The 17,042-nt window shown below is 49.1% G+C and carries 13 protein-coding genes; 12 read left to right on the top strand and 1 reads right to left on the bottom strand.

Translation table 11 applies throughout. The features are described 5' to 3' along the window. Positions 1-24 precede the first annotated feature (24 nt). The 12 genes from FE845_RS09450 to FE845_RS09395 all read left to right on the top strand — a co-directional run bounded on the left by FE845_RS09450 (position 25) and on the right by FE845_RS09395 (position 15,781). Entirely contained in the window at positions 25-180 is a 156-nt protein-coding gene (locus tag FE845_RS09450; RefSeq protein ID WP_200363793.1) for a hypothetical protein, read from the top strand. A gap of 108 nt (positions 181-288) precedes the next feature. Then, on the top strand, positions 289-861 hold the full coding sequence (gene mobI / locus FE845_RS09445) for a conjugative transfer protein MobI(A/C) (protein WP_200363791.1): 573 nt from the start codon (positions 289-291) through the stop codon (positions 859-861). Positions 862-1,058: 197 nt separating this feature from the next. Beyond that, the gene (locus FE845_RS09440; protein WP_200363789.1) at positions 1,059-2,015 is read left to right on the top strand and encodes a transcriptional regulator; all 957 of its coding nucleotides are present in this window, start codon (positions 1,059-1,061) and stop codon (positions 2,013-2,015) included. Positions 2,016-2,042: 27 nt separating this feature from the next. Continuing rightward, positions 2,043-4,301 carry a type I restriction-modification system subunit M gene (locus FE845_RS09435; RefSeq protein WP_200363787.1) on the top strand — a complete coding sequence of 753 codons (2,259 nt, stop codon included), beginning with the start codon at positions 2,043-2,045 and terminating at the stop codon, positions 4,299-4,301. Beyond that, positions 4,301-5,653 carry a restriction endonuclease subunit S gene (locus FE845_RS09430; protein ID WP_200363785.1) on the top strand — a complete coding sequence of 451 codons (1,353 nt, stop codon included), beginning with the start codon at positions 4,301-4,303 and terminating at the stop codon, positions 5,651-5,653. The genes FE845_RS09435 and FE845_RS09430 overlap by 1 nt, the downstream gene beginning before the upstream one ends. Then, complete coding sequence (dinD, locus tag FE845_RS09425) at positions 5,646-6,512, top strand: DNA damage-inducible protein D (RefSeq protein WP_200363783.1); 867 nt, start codon at positions 5,646-5,648, stop codon at positions 6,510-6,512. Before FE845_RS09430 ends, dinD begins: the two co-directional genes overlap by 8 nt. Positions 6,513-6,552: 40 nt before the next feature. Next, positions 6,553-9,591, top strand: coding sequence for a type I restriction endonuclease subunit R (locus tag FE845_RS09420; RefSeq protein WP_200363781.1), 3,039 nt, complete (start codon positions 6,553-6,555; stop codon positions 9,589-9,591). A 98-nt stretch (positions 9,592-9,689) separates the two neighbouring features. Continuing rightward, a complete protein-coding gene (locus tag FE845_RS09415) occupies positions 9,690-12,224 on the top strand; it encodes a TIR domain-containing protein (RefSeq protein WP_200363779.1) in 2,535 nt (844 codons plus the stop codon). A gap of 250 nt (positions 12,225-12,474) precedes the next feature. Beyond that, positions 12,475-12,681, top strand: coding sequence for a hypothetical protein (locus FE845_RS09410; protein WP_200363777.1), 207 nt, complete (start codon positions 12,475-12,477; stop codon positions 12,679-12,681). Positions 12,682-13,488: 807 nt separating this feature from the next. After that, positions 13,489-13,686 (top strand): helix-turn-helix transcriptional regulator, encoded by a 198-nt coding sequence (locus tag FE845_RS09405; protein ID WP_200363775.1) that lies wholly within the window; start codon positions 13,489-13,491, stop codon positions 13,684-13,686. Between the two features lie 13 nt (positions 13,687-13,699). Further along, the gene (locus FE845_RS09400) at positions 13,700-15,376 is read left to right on the top strand and encodes a DUF927 domain-containing protein (RefSeq protein ID WP_200363773.1); all 1,677 of its coding nucleotides are present in this window, start codon (positions 13,700-13,702) and stop codon (positions 15,374-15,376) included. Between the two features lie 60 nt (positions 15,377-15,436). Next, a complete protein-coding gene (locus tag FE845_RS09395) occupies positions 15,437-15,781 on the top strand; it encodes a helix-turn-helix transcriptional regulator (protein WP_200363771.1) in 345 nt (114 codons plus the stop codon). Between the two features lie 44 nt (positions 15,782-15,825). On the opposite strand, the gene FE845_RS09390 is transcribed toward FE845_RS09395, so the two are convergent. Beyond that, entirely contained in the window at positions 15,826-17,013 is a 1,188-nt protein-coding gene (locus tag FE845_RS09390) for a site-specific integrase (protein WP_200363769.1), read from the bottom strand. Between the last annotated feature and the right edge of the window lie 29 nt (positions 17,014-17,042).

Genomic DNA, 17,042 nt, shown 5'->3' with positions numbered 1-17,042 from the left:
AAAAAATAATGGAGGAGAACACACATGATCGATATGTCCGCAGCATTCATCGCCATTCTCTGCTTCATCGTTACGATTTTAACGACCTGTGGCGTTGCTTACCTCAACGCCGACAGGCTGGAAGCATTTCTTAGCCGGAAGTTTGCAAAGCATCCCTCTGCTGATAAACATCCCAAATAATTTGGGGTAAACGGCTGCTTTTGCCCAAATTGGCCAATTAGAGACCCGTGGGTTTGATTCAGTGGGCGGTAGCATTTCTCTTGAATATCAACCAAGAGGAGATTCCCCATGGACAACCCCAAAAACCCAAACGAAATCGCCGAGCAGTGGCATCAGGCCGCACGATCCGAAAAGCTAGACCACGAGAAAAGCAGCCAAATAGCAATTGAACAATGCAGGCAATATTTACTGGCGCTATCAGAAACCCTCGACATAGAGCGGGCACGTCTTCGATACATCGCTCAGCGATTTTCTGACCATTTTTGGGCACAGAATCAGGCGCACCGTACCAAGGAAACGGATGGTTACCCTGGGCACTATGGCTGCCGGGTAAGAATACTGCGCGGCAGCCTGGAAATGCACTGGTATTACAATACATTTGTAAAAATGAAGAACGGCGACGGGCACGCTGTTTTCAGTAAACACATCCGCCGTGCACTGAAGCACCGCTATTCAAAACCCGCTTTTAACCGCGCACACGACTGGGAACGAGCCGCCATCGAAGAAACCGAAGCTGGGTTTGAGATGGTGCGTATCATGAATGCAAACCTCACGCACATGCGCCGTCTCATCAGAGCAAACCTGAAGCGTTTGGATGAATTGGAAGAGCACCTGAACAGTCTTAACTCTTCTGAATCCTGAGCGCAAGATAAACCAACTCAAACCTGCCCGCTGATCTCCAGCGGGCTTTTCACACTGTTATCTCCATTGGGAAAGAAGCAAAAACTTTCACATGTGAAAGTTGTATAGAACAAATCAAAATGATTGCATGGTGAAGGTTTGTGTAATAAGGTGGCTAACAATTTTAATAAGACATTGAGTCACAAAAAGGTGCAAACGTGCAGGAGAATGCCGCCTTAACACTTGAAAATCATTCATATGCCCAGCGTGAGCGCTTGGCGTTTATTGATTTCTGCCTGCAATACCATGGAGAAATAGGCCGGAATGAGCTGATGGCGCATTTTGGCACTGCGGTTGCCTCCAGCACCCGGGATTTCACCCTTTACCGTGAACTGGCTCAGGAAAATCTGATTCTTCGTCACGAAAACAAGCGCTACTACCGCACCGACAGATTCCAGCCTCTGTTTCACCATGCCCCTCGTACCGCCTTGAAAGTGCTGACGGATGGCTTTGGCTACGGAATATCGGCAACGCCTGAACAGTCTCCGTTTTGTGAAGACGCCCCCGACTTAATTTCACCACCCCAACAGGTGCTGGCCACCCTAAGCCGTGCCATCAGCCAGAAACAGGCTGTGCAAGTCTCCTACCAGTCTCTCACTTCAGGCGCGAGCAAACGTGTGCTCGTACCACACAGCATCGTCAACAATGGCCAGCGCTGGCATGTACGTGGCTACTGTCGAAAGCGTAGTGAATTCCTCGATTTTGTCTGCAATCGCATTACCAGCGCCCATATTGATGAAAAGAATAGCGATACAACGAGGATTGCAGAGTATGAACAGCAAGCAGCGGATGCCCAATGGAACCAGCAACTGACCCTAGAACTGATGCCACACCCAAACCACAAGCACCCGCAGGCCATTGCGCTGGACTATGGCATGCAGGTAACGAATACGTCCCGGCGGAACAACCAGCCGGTCCGACAGCTCAGTATCCGTGCCGCTCGCGCTGGCTACCTGCTACGCCACTGGAACGTGGACTGTAGCCCTGATCACCGGTTGCCAGAGCAGGAATATCACCTGTGGCTGCGTAACCACAACATTCTTGAACACTGCGCTAACGCTGTCCTGGCACCTGGCTATGCCGGCACCGGTGACGAGGCAGCGCCAAGTAGTTAACAACAGATATTAAATAGCGAGAACAGCATGCAACAAAACCATCATCAAAACCTTGTCGGCTTCATCTGGAACATCGCTAACAAGCTGCGAGGCCCGTATCGGCCACCCCAGTACCGGCGGGTAATGCTACCAATGATCGTCCTGCGTCGGTTTGACCTGGTATTGGCGGAAAACCAGAAAAAGGTACTGGCTGAGAAGGAACGCCTGGAAGCGCGTGGCATAACCGGCCCTGCATTGGAAAAGGCGCTTTCACGCATTGCCACCAGTGGCCGCAAACAGGAACTGTTCAACACCAGCGGCTTCACTTTCGATAAGCTGCTGGCTGATCCGCCGAACATTGCGGGCAACATGATTGCCTACATCCAGGGTTTCTCACCCCGCGCGCGGGACATCTTTGACAAGTTCGATTTCGAGGCGGAAATCGCCAAGCTGGATGAGGCCAACCGCCTTTTCCTGATTCTCAAAGAGTTCTGTAGCAACGAAATTGACCTCTCACCCAAGACCCTCAGCAACCTACAGATGGGCTATCTGTTCGAAGAGCTGGTCAGAAAGTTCAATGAGCAGGCCAACGAAGAGGCCGGGGACCACTTTACTCCCCGTGAAGTCATCCGGCTGATGGTGCAGTTGTTGTTTACCGATGAAGAAGGCATCTTCGCCCCAGGCATTTACCGGAGTATCTACGACCCCACAGCCGGTACCGGTGGCATGCTCTCGGAAGCTGAAAAGTACATTTGCGGTGACGGTACCCATGAAGGATTGAACCCCGATGCCCACATCGAGCTGTTCGGCCAGGAGTACAATCCGGAATCCTACGCCATTTGTTGCTCAGACCTCCTGATCAAAGACGAACCCATCGACAACCTCATTTATGGGGACACGCTGGGCGTGAAAGACGCCAAGAACAAAAACAACGGCTTCGTACCTCACGATGGCCACCAGGAGAAGAAATTCCACTACATGCTTTCCAACCCGCCTTTTGGGGTTGAATGGAAGCCGGAAGAAGATTTCGTTCGTGAGGAGTACGACGACCAGGGCTTTTCAGGGCGCTTTGGTGCCGGTCTGCCCCGTATCAACGATGGCTCGCTGCTTTTCCTGCAACACATGATTTCAAAGATGCACAACCCGCCGAAACTGGTGGATGGCATTAATGAAGGTGGTGACGGCTCAAAGATTGCCGTGGTTTTCAACGGCTCCCCGTTATTTACCGGCGATGCCGGTAGTGGTGAGAGCAATATTCGACGTTGGATTATCGAAAACGACCTGCTCGATGCCATCGTGGCCCTGCCAGATCAGATGTTCTACAACACCGGCATTTACACCTACGTCTGGATTGTCAGTAATCGCAAGCCGGAACACCGCCGAGGCAAAGTGCAGCTAATCGACGGCACCCGCCATTACAAAAAGATGGACAAAAGCCTGGGGAACAAGCGAAACGAGCTGGCCGAGGAGCATATCCGCGAACTCGTGCGCCTCTACGCCGAACATCAGCATGACGCGACTTCAGTAGCGCCGGTACATACCAAAGGATCATCGAGACCGACCGGAACCGAAACCCGTACCGTCAGCAAGATCTTTGATAACCACGAGTTTGGCTATCTGAAAATCACAGTGGAACGCCCTCTAAGGCTGAATTTCCAGGCCAGCCCACAGAGAATTGCTCGACTCGACGAGCAACGGGCCTTTGCTAACCTGGCTACCAGTAAAAAGCGTAAGGACCAAGCGGCCTATCAGGCGGAAATTGAGGCGGGTAAACAGACTCAGGCTGCCATAAAAGACCTGCTAGAAGAGCTGGATGGCAACATCCTTTATCAGAACCGGGACGAATTCGAAGCCGTATTGAATAAGGCTTTGAAGAAGGCCGACCTCAAGGTAGGTGCTCCGGTGAAGAAGGCGATACTGGCGGCGCTGTCAGAGCGAGACCCAGAGGCCGACATTTGCCGTGACAAGAAGGGCAACCCAGAGCCAGATCCGGAGTTGCGCGATACCGAAAATGTAACTCTGCCCGACGATATCAGCCTGCCCTTACCGCTGAAATACGACAACGAAACCGGTCATGACAAGCTGCTTGCGTTGGTAAAGGACCATTGCGAGGCCTATCTGGCCGCTGAGGTGTTGCCGCATGTATCTGATGCCTGGATTGACCATAGCAAAACCAAGGTTGGTTACGAGATTCCGCTGAATCGCCATTTTTACGTATACGAGCCACCACGCCCGTTGGAAGAGATCGCTGGCGAAATTAGTCAGTTGGAAAAGGAAATCGTCGCTATGTTGGCGGAGGTGGTTTGATGGGCACCTACGAAAGCTATCAGGACTATAAGAACTCTCAGAACAGCTGGATAGGAACTATTCCAAAGCATTGGAATATTCAGCGAGCTGATTTCTTAATTCAAACCAATAGGCGACAAGTATCGGCCGAATCCTTGGATGGAGTGGAGCTTATTCATTACTCCATTCCAAACGTTCAAGAGTTCGGGACCGGAAAGATGGAAAACGGTGATCAAATTGACTCAGCAAAACTTCTAATTTCAGAGCAACAACTTCTTGTTTCTAAACTGAATCCCAGAAAGTCGACGCTGTGTATAGCGGTGCCCAACGATCAATATACAGTTGTTGCTTCATCTGAGTTCGTGCCACTGCTTGCTGGGAAAACTCACCTTGAGTACTCCTACTATGTTTGGGGGTCAGATAAAGTCACAAAGCTTTTATCGAGCATGGTCCAATCGGTTACACGCAGTCACCAACGTGTAAACCCCAGCGATATTCTGAAAATTTACTGGGCATGGCCTCCTTTACATGAGCAGAAGGCTATTGCTCACTTCCTTGATCATAAAACTGCTCAGATAGATGCACTGATCGCCAAAAAGCAGTCTCTCTTGGACAAGCTGGGTGAGCAGCGTAGCTCTTTAATTAATCAGGCCGTTACCAAAGGCGTTAATGTTGCAGTTCCCATGAAAGAGTCTGGCGTCGCCTGGCTCGGTGAGATCCCACGGCACTGGGAAACGAAGCGACTTAGATTTCTTATGACCATGAGCGGGGGGCTTACTCCAAGAACATCCGAACCAAGATATTGGGGAGGTGACATTCCATGGGTCAGCCCAAAGGATATGAAAAGTGAGCGGCTATCAAGCTCAATCGACACGCTTACTGAAGACGCGCTCAACGAAACAACGCTTCGTCTTTACCCGCCAGGTAAAGTTCTTATTGTTGTCAGGGGTATGATTCTTGCGCACACCTTCCCTGTAGCCGTTAATGAAGTACCCGTGACTGTAAACCAGGATATGAAAGTTCTGGAAACAACGATGAACCCGGAATATCTAGCGGTCCTCCTGCGAGGTATACAGAGCTTGGTACTGAGCATAGTCGAAGAGTCAGCGCATGGCACAAAGGTGCTTCGCACGGATCTCCTGAAAGATATGGTTTTGCCAGTGCCTCCGCGTGTGGAGCAAGACGAAATTGTTAGTGAGGTGGCCAGAATCTCCTCACGAATCGACAAAATGGTGAGCACGGTCACGGCCGTAATCACCAAGCTTCAGGAATACCGCTCTGCCCTGATCACCAATGCTGTCACCGGCAAAATCGACGTGCGGGACTTCTCCATACCCACTACCACTGAGCAAAGGGAGGTTGCCCATGGCTGATACGCCGTCCGCCAATACTCACCACGAGAGCTTTGAAGGCATCCGCAGAGAGGATGACCACGGTAACGAGTTCTGGTCAGCCAGAGAGCTGGCCCCCCTGCTGGAGTATCCGCAGTGGCGGAATTTTGTCCCGGTTATTGATAAGGCCAAACATGCCTGTGAAAGATCCGGGAACGTCGTTGCAGACCATTTTGCGGACGTGCGCAAAATGGTTGGTATCGGCTCCGGAGCGCAACGTGAGGTACCGGATGTCCACCTATCACGCTATGCCTGCTACCTGATCGTCCAGAATGGCGACCCTACGAAGCCGGTCATCGCCAACGGCCAGACCTACTTTGCTATCCAGACACGCCGACAGGAGCTGGAGGACAGCGAGCAGTTCACCGCGCTTTCTGAGGATGAGAAGCGCCTGGCAATCCGTAAGGAGCTTATTGCCCACAACAAGTACCTGGCGGCGGCTGCCCAGGATGCTGGCGTGGAAACCCCCTTGGATTACGCCATTTTTCAGGATCATGGCTACAAAGGGCTATACGGGGGGCTGGGTGCCAAGGATATCCATGCCAAAAAGGGCCTGAAGAAAAGCCACAAGATTCTGGACTACATGGGGAGCACAGAGCTGGCTGCCAACCTGTTCCGCGCTACACAGGCAGAAGAGAAGCTTCGCCGGGACAACATTCAGGGTAAGCAGAACGCCAACAAAACCCATTTCGAGGTAGGCCAGAAGGTTCGGCAAACCATCGGCGAACTGGGCGGCACCATGCCAGAAAACCTGCCCACCCCGGATAAAAGCGTCAAACAAGTAGAAAACGCGCAGAAGAAGCTGGGAAAGAAGCAGAACGACGATTCAGACCATGAGTAGTCGCTGGAACCCAGCCAAGTTTTAAAAAGGAACATAGGTTATGCACAAAGAAATCGACTTTGAGAACGCCATCGAGCAAGCGCTGATCACCCAGGGTGGCTATCAGAAGGGGGATCCCACCAGTTTCGATGCTGAAACCGCCTTGTTCCCGGCGGATGTCGTGAGCTTTGTGCAAAAGACACAACCCAAGATCTGGGAGCGGTTGAACAACCTGGATGCGAGCAAGGCCGAGAGCATGCTCCTGGATGCCTTAACCAAGGAGCTGGCCGCAAAAGGGTCACTGACGGTGCTGCGAGAGGGTTTCAAATGCGTCGGTAAGTCGGTGAAGCTGGCTTATTTTGCTCCCAATACGAGTATTGATACCGGCGCGGCAGAACGCTACGCCGCGAACAGGCTTACCGTGGTTCGTCAGGTACATACAAAAACCGGCGCAATTCCTGACATGGTACTGGCTGTGAATGGTCTCCCTGTTGCCACACTGGAGCTGAAAAATGCCATGTCGGCGACCGGGTGGACCGTTGAAAATGCCAAGTCCCAGTACCGCTTCGAACGAAACCCCAAAGACCCGCTGTTTGCCTTCAAAAATCGCTGCCTGGTGCATTTTGCAGTGGATACCGAGCAGGTATTTATGACCACGCACCTGGAGGGAAAGAATACGTTTTTCCTGCCCTTTAACCGGGGTTTCAATCACGGCGCTGGCAACCCGCCGATGGAAGGTGATGTTCGTACCGCCTACCTCTGGGAAGAGGTACTGGAGCGGGACAGCTTGATGGATATCCTCGCCCGTTTTCTGCACCTTCAGGTAGAAGAGAAAACAGTCGTGACCGAAAAGGGAATCAAGCGCCACCGCAAGGAAACGCTGATTTTCCCCCGGTATCACCAACTGGATGCCGTAAGGTCTCTGACCCAGCACGCAAAAGCCAAGGGCTCCGGCCATAACTATCTGGTACAGCACTCTGCGGGTTCCGGTAAATCCAACTCTATTGCCTGGTTGGCTCATCGTTTGTCCAGTCTGCACGATGCCAACAACGAGAAGGTATTCCATTCCGTGGTGGTGATTACTGACCGCCGGGTACTCGACCAGCAATTGCAGAACACCATCTTCCAGTTCGAGCACAAGTTGGGCGTCGTCCAGAAGATCGACGAGAATACTCAGCAACTGGCCAAGGCGCTGGCTGACGGCGTGCCGATCATCATCTCGACTATCCAGAAATTCCCCTTCATCAGTCAGGCCATTCGCACGCTGGAACAGAAAGGCAAAGGCATTTCAATTTCGACGGAAGGCAAACGCTTCGCGGTGATTGTTGATGAGGCTCACAGCTCGCAAAGTGGCGAAACGGCCATGGAGCTGCGGAAAATTCTCAACAAGGATGGCATCGAGTCAGCCATCGCTGAGCAATTGCTGGACATGGAGGACGAGAGCCTTAGCGAAGAGGCCAAAAGGGAGCTCATCCGGGAGCAGCTCAAACGTGCTAAGCAGCCAAACCTGAGCTTTTTTGCGTTCACCGCTACCCCCAAGTTCAAGACCATGGCGGTGTTTAACGAGCCGGGACGAAACGGCGAAGCTCCGTTCCATCACTACAGTATGCGGCAGGCCATTGAAGAGGGCTTTATCCATGACGTTTTGGCCCACTACACCTGCTACAAGCGTTATTACAAGCTGATCCAGAAGGTGGAGGATGACCCTGAAGTGCCACGCCGCAAGGCAGCAAGGGCGTTGGCTCGCTTTGTTTCCTTCCACGACTATGAGATAGCGCAGAAGGTTGAGGTGATCGTTGAGCACTTCCGCACCCATACCCGCCACAAAATCGGTGGCCGGGCAAAGGCTATGGTAGTGACCAGCTCTCGTGAACATGCGGTGCGCTACAAGCTGGGCTTCGACAAGTACATCAAATCTAAAGGCTATACGGATGTGAAGTCCCTCGTAGCCTTCTCGGGAGAGATCGCTCTCAAGGAATATGCTGACAAGACATTTACCGAAGTCGGTATGAACGAGGGCATTAAGGAGTCTGAGCTACCGGATAAATTCAACACCGAGGAATACCAGGTGTTACTGGTCGCTGAAAAATACCAAACCGGCTTTGACCAGCCACTGCTTCACAGCATGTATGTGGATAAGAAGTTGTCCGGCATTCAGGCGGTGCAAACGCTGTCACGACTTAACCGAACGGCCAGGGGCAAGACAGATACTTTTGTCCTGGACTTCGTGAATGAGCCGGATGAAATCTACAAGGCGTTCAAACCCTATTACGAGGTGACCACCAAGGAAGAGGATACCGACCCTCAGCAGCTCAATAACCTGGCCCACACCCTGTCCACCTGGCAGATTTTCACGGAGGGTGAGGTGAGCGCGTGGTGCGAGATCTGGTTCCGTAACCGACTGAACCCGACGGGCGGCGAACACAAGAAGCTGAACAGTCTGATTGACCTGGCTGTCGAGCGTTTGAAGAAATTGAGCGAAGAAGACCAAGCCCTGTTCAAGGGGCAATTGGTCAGCTTCCGTAACCTGTACGGCTTCGTTGCCCAGATCATTCCTTATCAGGACTCGGACCACGAGAAGCTATACACCTATTCCCGCTTCTTGCTCACCAAGCTGCCTTACACCGCTGATACGCGCACAGTGCAGGTTGATGACGAAGTAGAGCTGAAGTACTACCGGCTTCAGAAAATCAGTGAAGGCGCCATCGACCTGAAAGTAGGCGAGCCGGAAGCCCTCTATGGCCCGACCGAGGTCGGTACCGGCCAGGCAGAGGAAGAGGTGCAGTTATCGACACTGGTCGACAAGCTCAATGAGCGATTTGGTACAGAGTTTACCCCGGCGGACCAGCTGTTCTTCGATCAGGTGAAGGAAACCGCCGTTGCCAACGAGCAGCTTCGCCAGGCCGTCATGGCCAACAGCCTGGAGAACTTCGAACCGGTATTTAACAAGCAGCTTGAGAACTTGTTTGTAGAGCGCATGGACGGCAACGAAGACATTTTCATACGCCTGATGAACGATGCGTCTTTCCGCAACATCGCTTCTCAGTACCTGATGCGGGCTGTGTATAACCAGGTCAAAACCAGCGTTGATTCTGGATAAAAACAAAAAACATCATTATCGATAGCGATTTCTTACAGTCTTTAGCTAGGGAGTTCTCAAGTTGACTTCCTACTCAGAAAGCAAAAGAGGAAGATCCATTGAGCACCAAAGTATTTATTAGCTATGCCCATAAAGATGAGAAGTACAAAGACAACCTTGTAGAACATATTTCAGGCTTAATTCGCTCAAATTTAATAGAAGAGTGGAATGACAGGAAAATTGTCCCTGGGAAAAACTGGGAAGAAGAGATTTCAAGCAACTTAGAACAGTCTGAAATTATTCTCTTCTTAATTAGTTCAGCGTTCATGAACTCTGACTATTGTATGGGCATTGAAGTAAAAACTGCGCTACAAAGACATAAAGAAGGTAAAGCTAGATTAATTCCGATTGTAGTACGACCTGTAGTTTGGTCAGATTCAGAGCTGTCAGAAATTCAAGGGCTACCTAAAGATGCAAAGGCAATTTCATCTTGGGATAATGATGATGAAGCTTGGGTTGACGTCGTAGGAGGAATTAAGAAACATATTGAAGAATTTAAACCAAAAAGAGATTTACCTACCTTCGAAAATAACTATGGCGTTAACATCAAAAACCAGCTCCATGAATGGCTTCTAGACACCGAAATTATGCTGGCCCACAGGAATATAAATCAGGTCACATTAGACGATATTTTTGTGATACCAGATATTGATCTCGAGAGTGAAGATGAAGTCGTGAACATAAAGTCCGCATCTTATCTACTAAGCAACTTAGGTCACTATATAATTTCGGGCGAAGAGCAGCATGGAAAGACCTCTCTTTTAAAATACATCTATAAAGAATTATTAAGGCTCAACCTAATTCCAGTTTATATTAACGCCTCAGATATTAAGAAGGCATCTGCGAACCAGGAACTAAAAAGAGCAATTAATAATCAATATGATGACCTTGAATATGACAATTTTCTTAAGGAAAAAAAGATAGTAGTTTTGATTGACAATATGGAAGAGATCGGACTAAACAAAAAATACTCTATTAAGTTTTTAGAAGAAATTAACTCAATTACAGAATACACATTTTTAACTTGTCATAAATCATATAGCTTCATATACGGAGAGATTCCGGCATTAGACGAACACGAACGTGTCGAGATGTTAGGCTTAGGTAATAAAAAACGTGAAGAGTTATTGCAAAAGTGGATATCCTTGGGTGTAGAGGAAAGCATAGAGGATTATGAATTATATTCGAAGTGCGATGAGCTTAAAGCCAGACTTAACACCGTAATAAAGAAGAACATTGTACCACCGAAACCAATTTACATATTAATGTTACTTCAAATGTTTGAGGCAAACGCGCAGTTGAACTTGGATCTTACGACCTATGGTCACTGCTATCAACAGCTTATTTATCAGTCATTCGACAAGGCAGCAATTGCAAAGGCCGATTTTGAAAAATATCTGAACATTCTCACTGAGCTGGCATGGAGAATGTTCAAATCAAACAAATCTCTTAACTTTCACGAAATCGACTTATTTTTTAATGAATACAGTGAAAATTATTTAACAGTGGACCAAAAAACAGTTCTAGATAAATTGGTCTCGCATTCTATACTAAGCAACAACGGTATCGATATAAGCTTCAAGTACCCATACATCTATTATTTCTTCGCTGGAAAGAAGATAGCTGAGTCTTATCGTGACAGCGAGGAGGTTAGACAACAAGTTGAAAACCTTTTATCTAAGCTTCATCGAGAAGACTTTGCAAATATTCTAATCTTCATAACTCACCACACTAAGGATTCGTGGGTTTTGAATGAGATAAAATCCGTCCTTAGAACTTTATTTGATGATCATTCGGAAGCGACCTTAAACAAATCACAGCTATCTTTTATGTCAGATTTCATGAAAGCAATTCCGGAATTGATCCTGGAACAAAGAGAAATTCAGAAAGAGCGTGATGCACACAACGAAGAACTTGACCGTATAGAGCAAAACAAGGATTTTGACGAGGAAGAAAGCGAACCGTTAGATATTCTAGCAAATATAAATAAAACCTTTAAAGGAATGGAAATAGCAGGCCAGATTATCCGTAATAGACACGCGTCTCTAACTAGGAAAGCTATGGAAGATTTGGCAAAAACTAGTACTTGTGCGGGGCTTAGATTTCTTGAGTATTTTATTAAAATTTCAGATACGGCCAAAAAAGAAATAGTTAAACTGATTTCTAATCAGCTTTCAGATCACCCCAACCTAACCGATAAAGAGATAGAGAAACACGCTGAAAATGCATATTTGCATTTGACTTATGGCGTTATCAACGGGGTTACTCGAAAGATAGCGTCTTCGATTGGCTCAAAGGAAGCATTAGAGGTTTACCGAGAAATGGAGCGTAATACGGGCACACCTGCTTTTCACCTTATAAGGCAATCAATCGAGCTACAATTCAATAAAGTTATAAACATCGAACATATTACAAGTTGCGTTGGCGCCTTAAAAGGTAACCAAGTTTGTTTAAGAATACTAAAGGAAATGGTCATACAGCATATATATATGTTTCCTGTTGATTACAAGGAGAAACAGCAATTATCTCATTTGCTCGGCATTTCGGTACGAGGACAAAGATTAATGGATAACAGAAAAATAGGAAAAGGTTAATTTATAAGCCAAATTTTAATAGTAACCGGAGGTGTGGGGCTAAACAGATACGAGACAGGTTATGGCTTTAGTAGTTCAAGACCGGCTCTTCACGAAGCGACGTATGGTGCCTTCCTTTCCTACGACCCTGACTGTCACGAAAGGCTTTGTATCCAGCGCTTTGTAATAAGCTAGCATGTCTCAGCCTAAGAGGTAAGTAATAGCCAGGTTGAGCCTGTGGGGCGAGCAATCGCATTGTTCGGCAATCTGGGTGAAGACTGACGAGGAAGCCGATCATGATGCCTTGAAAAACTCCGGCTTCAAAATGCATTTGATGGAGTTGCTGGATATCTTGCTGATTTATCGCGCCAAGCACGATAAACCAAACGCTGGTCAGGGCGTTGTGAAAATACGCGGTAACGACATAACAATCGAGTGGTTACCCAAAAGCGAGTTTGAAGAGCTGCGGGCCGTGTAAGCTTGTACTGATGGAACCTTGATGGGGCTGCATAGCAAATCGGCACCGGTACATCTCCAAGGCAACGGCATAACCGCCCTGGAGCACTTTCCAATCGCTACACATACCTATCTGATTTGGATAACTGACGCCCCATTCCATAAGATTGCAAAAGGCGGCTCCTGGAGATGCCTGTTTCCCCTACGTTATTAATCTGGATAAGTTGCCGCCGGAATCCCAGTGCGTAACTTCTCCAAATTGGCTGGAGGCTGCGGGCTGCTAAGTGGGTACTTCCCGGTAATGCTCGTGCGAACCCCTTATTCTAAAAGGCCTCAGAAAAGACCCACTGTACCATTTCTGCTGTTTTCCAGGCCCGGTTCTTACTAATGTCCCCCGGATGAGCTCTGAAAGGGCTTTTACGAGCCTGTTTGGAGTTAGCTGGGTGTTGCGTTGCGGAAGAATGCTCGAAACAGCCTCCTAAAAGGCCTTTGCTGAAGACTATGTCGTGGCTGGGTTCATCTTGATTAATAACTTCGCTCTGCCATTCATCAGTGAACCATAAAGTGATACTGAGGCTAAGAAGTGACTTTCACATGTGAAAGTCAGATGGCTATTTTGCTCATAAAACGCACAAAACCCTGCCAAAAAAGCTCTAATTATCCTAGAAAACGTTATTTTTACTGTTTTCTTGGTTTTTAAATCTTTCAATATCAATAACTTACCGACCATCTCCGCCTTTGTGCCCTTTACGGGCAACTCCACGGTTCTCCCTCAAGACGAATATTTCTGATCATTGCTCTGACGATTCAAAAGCAAACAGGAGTATTTATGACTAAACAATCAAACACCACCACAGAGCGTCTGCTGACCTATGAGGAAGTTTGCACGGTTGTGAGAATGTCTCAGGCAACACTACGCCGCTATGTAAAACAGGGTCGGTTTCCCGCACCAGTAAAACCGAACCCCCGTGGGCGAGCGGTGCGATTTCGCTACCAGGATGTAAAGGCCTGGTTGGAAAATTTGTGAGTGGGGTGAGGCAATGCAATATAAATTGAATGAAAATGGTTTGTTTTACCTGCATTCCGAACGTTGGCAACGTATTGGCGACTGGATGCGAGTGCTATCGCGAACACGCCTACCAGACAAACGGCACGGACACGGGGCTCTTTTGGAGTGGAAAAACTATGACGGTGAAATTATTCGGGAAGTTGTTTATGCCCGTGACCTCAACAGCGATCACTCCCGACAAATCAGGGATATGTTGGTTGATAGTGGCTACCCATTAGCACCTGGTGGAGCGAACTGGAACCGTCTTCAACACTACCTGTTAGAGCAGATGGCGCTGGCCGAACCAGCGACAGTGGTGAATCGCACGGGTTGGCACGGCTCCGTATTCGCTACGAGTAACTGGACGATTGGAGCCGCTGACGAACCACACCATTTTGTAGGCCAGCTGTCCGGTTCTCCTACGTTGCAGGAGTCCGGCACCCTGAGCGATTGGCAAACGTATGTTGGTCAGCTGTGCCAAGGCAACCCATTAGCGATATTTAGCATCGGAACAGCGCTAGCTGCGCCACTGATTGCGCCTGCGGGAATGGAGAATGGGGCCATTCACATGGCTGGTCCCTCGTCCAGTGGGAAAACGAGTATGTTGAAATTGGCGGCCAGTGTCTACGGGAGCAACCGCTATGTTCGCAGTTGGATCTCAACCAGCAACGGACTAGCGGCAGTTTCATCAGAGCACAATGACATGTTGTTGCCGTTGGATGAGATCGGTATGGCCCGTCCGGAAGACATCGATACGGCGATATATCAGATCATGAACGGCTCAGGGAAACTACGCGCAAACGTTTCGGGCGAGCTGGCCGCAACTTCGCACTGGCGAACGTTGGTGTTGAGTAGCGGTGAGGTTTGGATTGCTGAGCTACTTCAGCAGATCGGTAAACCGTTGCGCGCAGGCCAGCAGATTCGCCTGGTGGAGCTCCCGGTTTTTGGGACTTACGGTGCATTCGACGAACTACATGGTCACAACCATCCTCAGCACTTTGTGGATGAGTTGAACTCAGCTTGTCAGCGTTACCACGGCACTGTTATCCGAGAATGGATTGCGTTACTGACCGAGCGCCATGACGAACTGAGCAGCTATCTAAAACACGAGATTGACCGTCTGAGTAGCAGTTGGACGGACGATCAGATGGCATCACAAGTACGGCGTGTTATCCGGCGGTTTGCCTTGATTGGGGTTGCGCTTTGTCTCGGTAGTAGAAACTTTCTCCTCCCATGGAGCGAGGAAGAGTCTTTGGCAGCCGTCCATCGAACCTTGAGGGCCTGGTTGGATAATCGAGGACACACCAGAAACTCTGAGGAGTTCCGGCTTCTTAAATCGCTACAGCGAGCCATGCAGGTATGGGAACGCAGACTCAGTGATATTGAACAAGCCACTGGTCAAGGGGGAGCGGGTTTTCGACGCTCACACGAAGGACGTGAACTCTGGTTGATCTATAAGTCGGATTTCCTTAAGCGGCTCGGGCTGCCAACCCACTATATGCGGGAAGTCGAAGTGCTTTTACAGCGTGACTGCCTGGTGAGTAACGAACGCGCACGAGGCACTTACAAAACCAGAGTTAACGGCCAGTTTCAGAGGTTTTTCGCGCTCAGGCCAGATCAAGTTAGGCGGCAACTTGAACAACTGGAGAGGGTTGAGCATGACGATTGAACCTATGTTCCCAATTTCCCAGTTTTCCCACATTGGTTTTGGCGGTGTAGAGGTAGTGCAATGACAGAAAAAGAAATGCTGCAGCGGGTGTTGCAGGACATGATGGTGCTTAAAAAAATCATTCTGGACCACGTTAAAGGCAGCAAAGTTCCGGAGTCCGACAAGGAGATCATGAACCTTGAAGAGTGTGCTGAATTCACGGGGCTGAAAAAAAGTACCTTGTATCAGTTAACCTCACAAAAGAAAATTCCGTATTTTAAACCGAATGGTAACCGGATCTTTTTTAAGCGGGCGGATGTGTTGCAATGGCTCCAATCTAACCGAATTGCTACTGCGGACGAGATCGAACAGGCAGCGGCACAACACCTGGTCAGTCATCGAAGACCAGGACACAGGCGTGTTTGACGCGCGAGAGAGACGAGAGGGGCTATAAGGGCCCCTCTTGCCATTTATACAAACTCTCCTGCTTCTTCCAGTGTCTCCTCAAATATGTCTGGAAAGCTCCTCATGGCTTCAGTACGGCGCGTTTCGAGGATATCCGCATAGATCTCCGTTGTGCGCAGCTCGCTGTGACCTAACAGGCGCGACAGTGAGTAGATATCCACACCCCTGGCCAGTTGGTTTACCGCAAAGGTGTGCCGTCCGGCATGGAAAGTCACATTCTTGGTAATACCGGCCCGCATGACCCACTGGGCCAAGGCCACGTTAGTGTAGGAATCATATTTCAGTCCCCTGAAAACACGGTCAACCGGCTTGCCGCGATTTTCCAGGTTCAGCAATTTCACAGCTGAATCAGGAAGGTCAAGGTATTGCAGCGAGTTCCCGGCATTCACCAGTTTTTTCTGCCGGAAAATAATGCGGTAATGATCATCGCCGAATTGCTCTATCTCACCCCATACCAGCTTGTGGATATCTGACCAGCGCAGGCCTGTGGTGCAGGAAAACAGGAATGCTCGGCGTAGAACGTCATACCGGCATTCGGCTTTGGTCAGAGCCCGAACTTCTTCCAGGGTCAGATAGGTTCGTTTGGTGTTTTCCGGTTTGATGGACTTGACCTGTTGAACCGGGTTATGGCGGATAATGCCGTCCCGATAGGCCTGGTTGAGCGCCGCTCGAACCTTATTGAAATAGCTGCTGGTGGTGTTCTTGGCCAGTTTGGTACCGGATTTGGTGGTGGCTTCATGTAGAAGGTAATGTCGAAAGCCTTCCAGGAATCGTTTGTCGACTTGCTCAAAAGTCAGTTCACACAAGCCATGATACCGGTGCAAGTGATGACGTGTGGAGATCCAGATTGAATGATTGGATCTGCTTCCGGACACTTTCTCGTCAGTCAGCTGGTCGAAGTAGTCAAAGAAGCTGGCAGAAAGCTTGGTTCGATCATCCAATCCATGCCGTGACGATTCACTTTCCAGCAATCGTTTTGCCCGGATGGCCTCAGCCTGACGATTTACAGTCTTGTTGTGCTCGCGCTCCTCGGGAAGCCGGGGTTTGTCATAGAGAAACAGGTCTAAAGTCTCATAGGAACGTTTCTGCGAACGCGAGCCGTTTTTGTCTGTTTTGGAACCGTGGTAGTAAACCAGGCGAAGGGCACGGTGTCCGTTCTTGTCTGGTTCGCGCTTCTGGATAGTAATTTTCATGTTTTGCTCCTTTTGTGCTCCATGTGCTC

It is taken from the genome of Marinobacter sp. 1-4A, from assembly GCF_016597725.1.
In the GTDB taxonomy this organism is placed as follows: Bacteria; Pseudomonadota; Gammaproteobacteria; order Pseudomonadales; family Oleiphilaceae; genus Marinobacter.
This window is presented reverse-complemented; position numbering and strand designations above follow the sequence as displayed.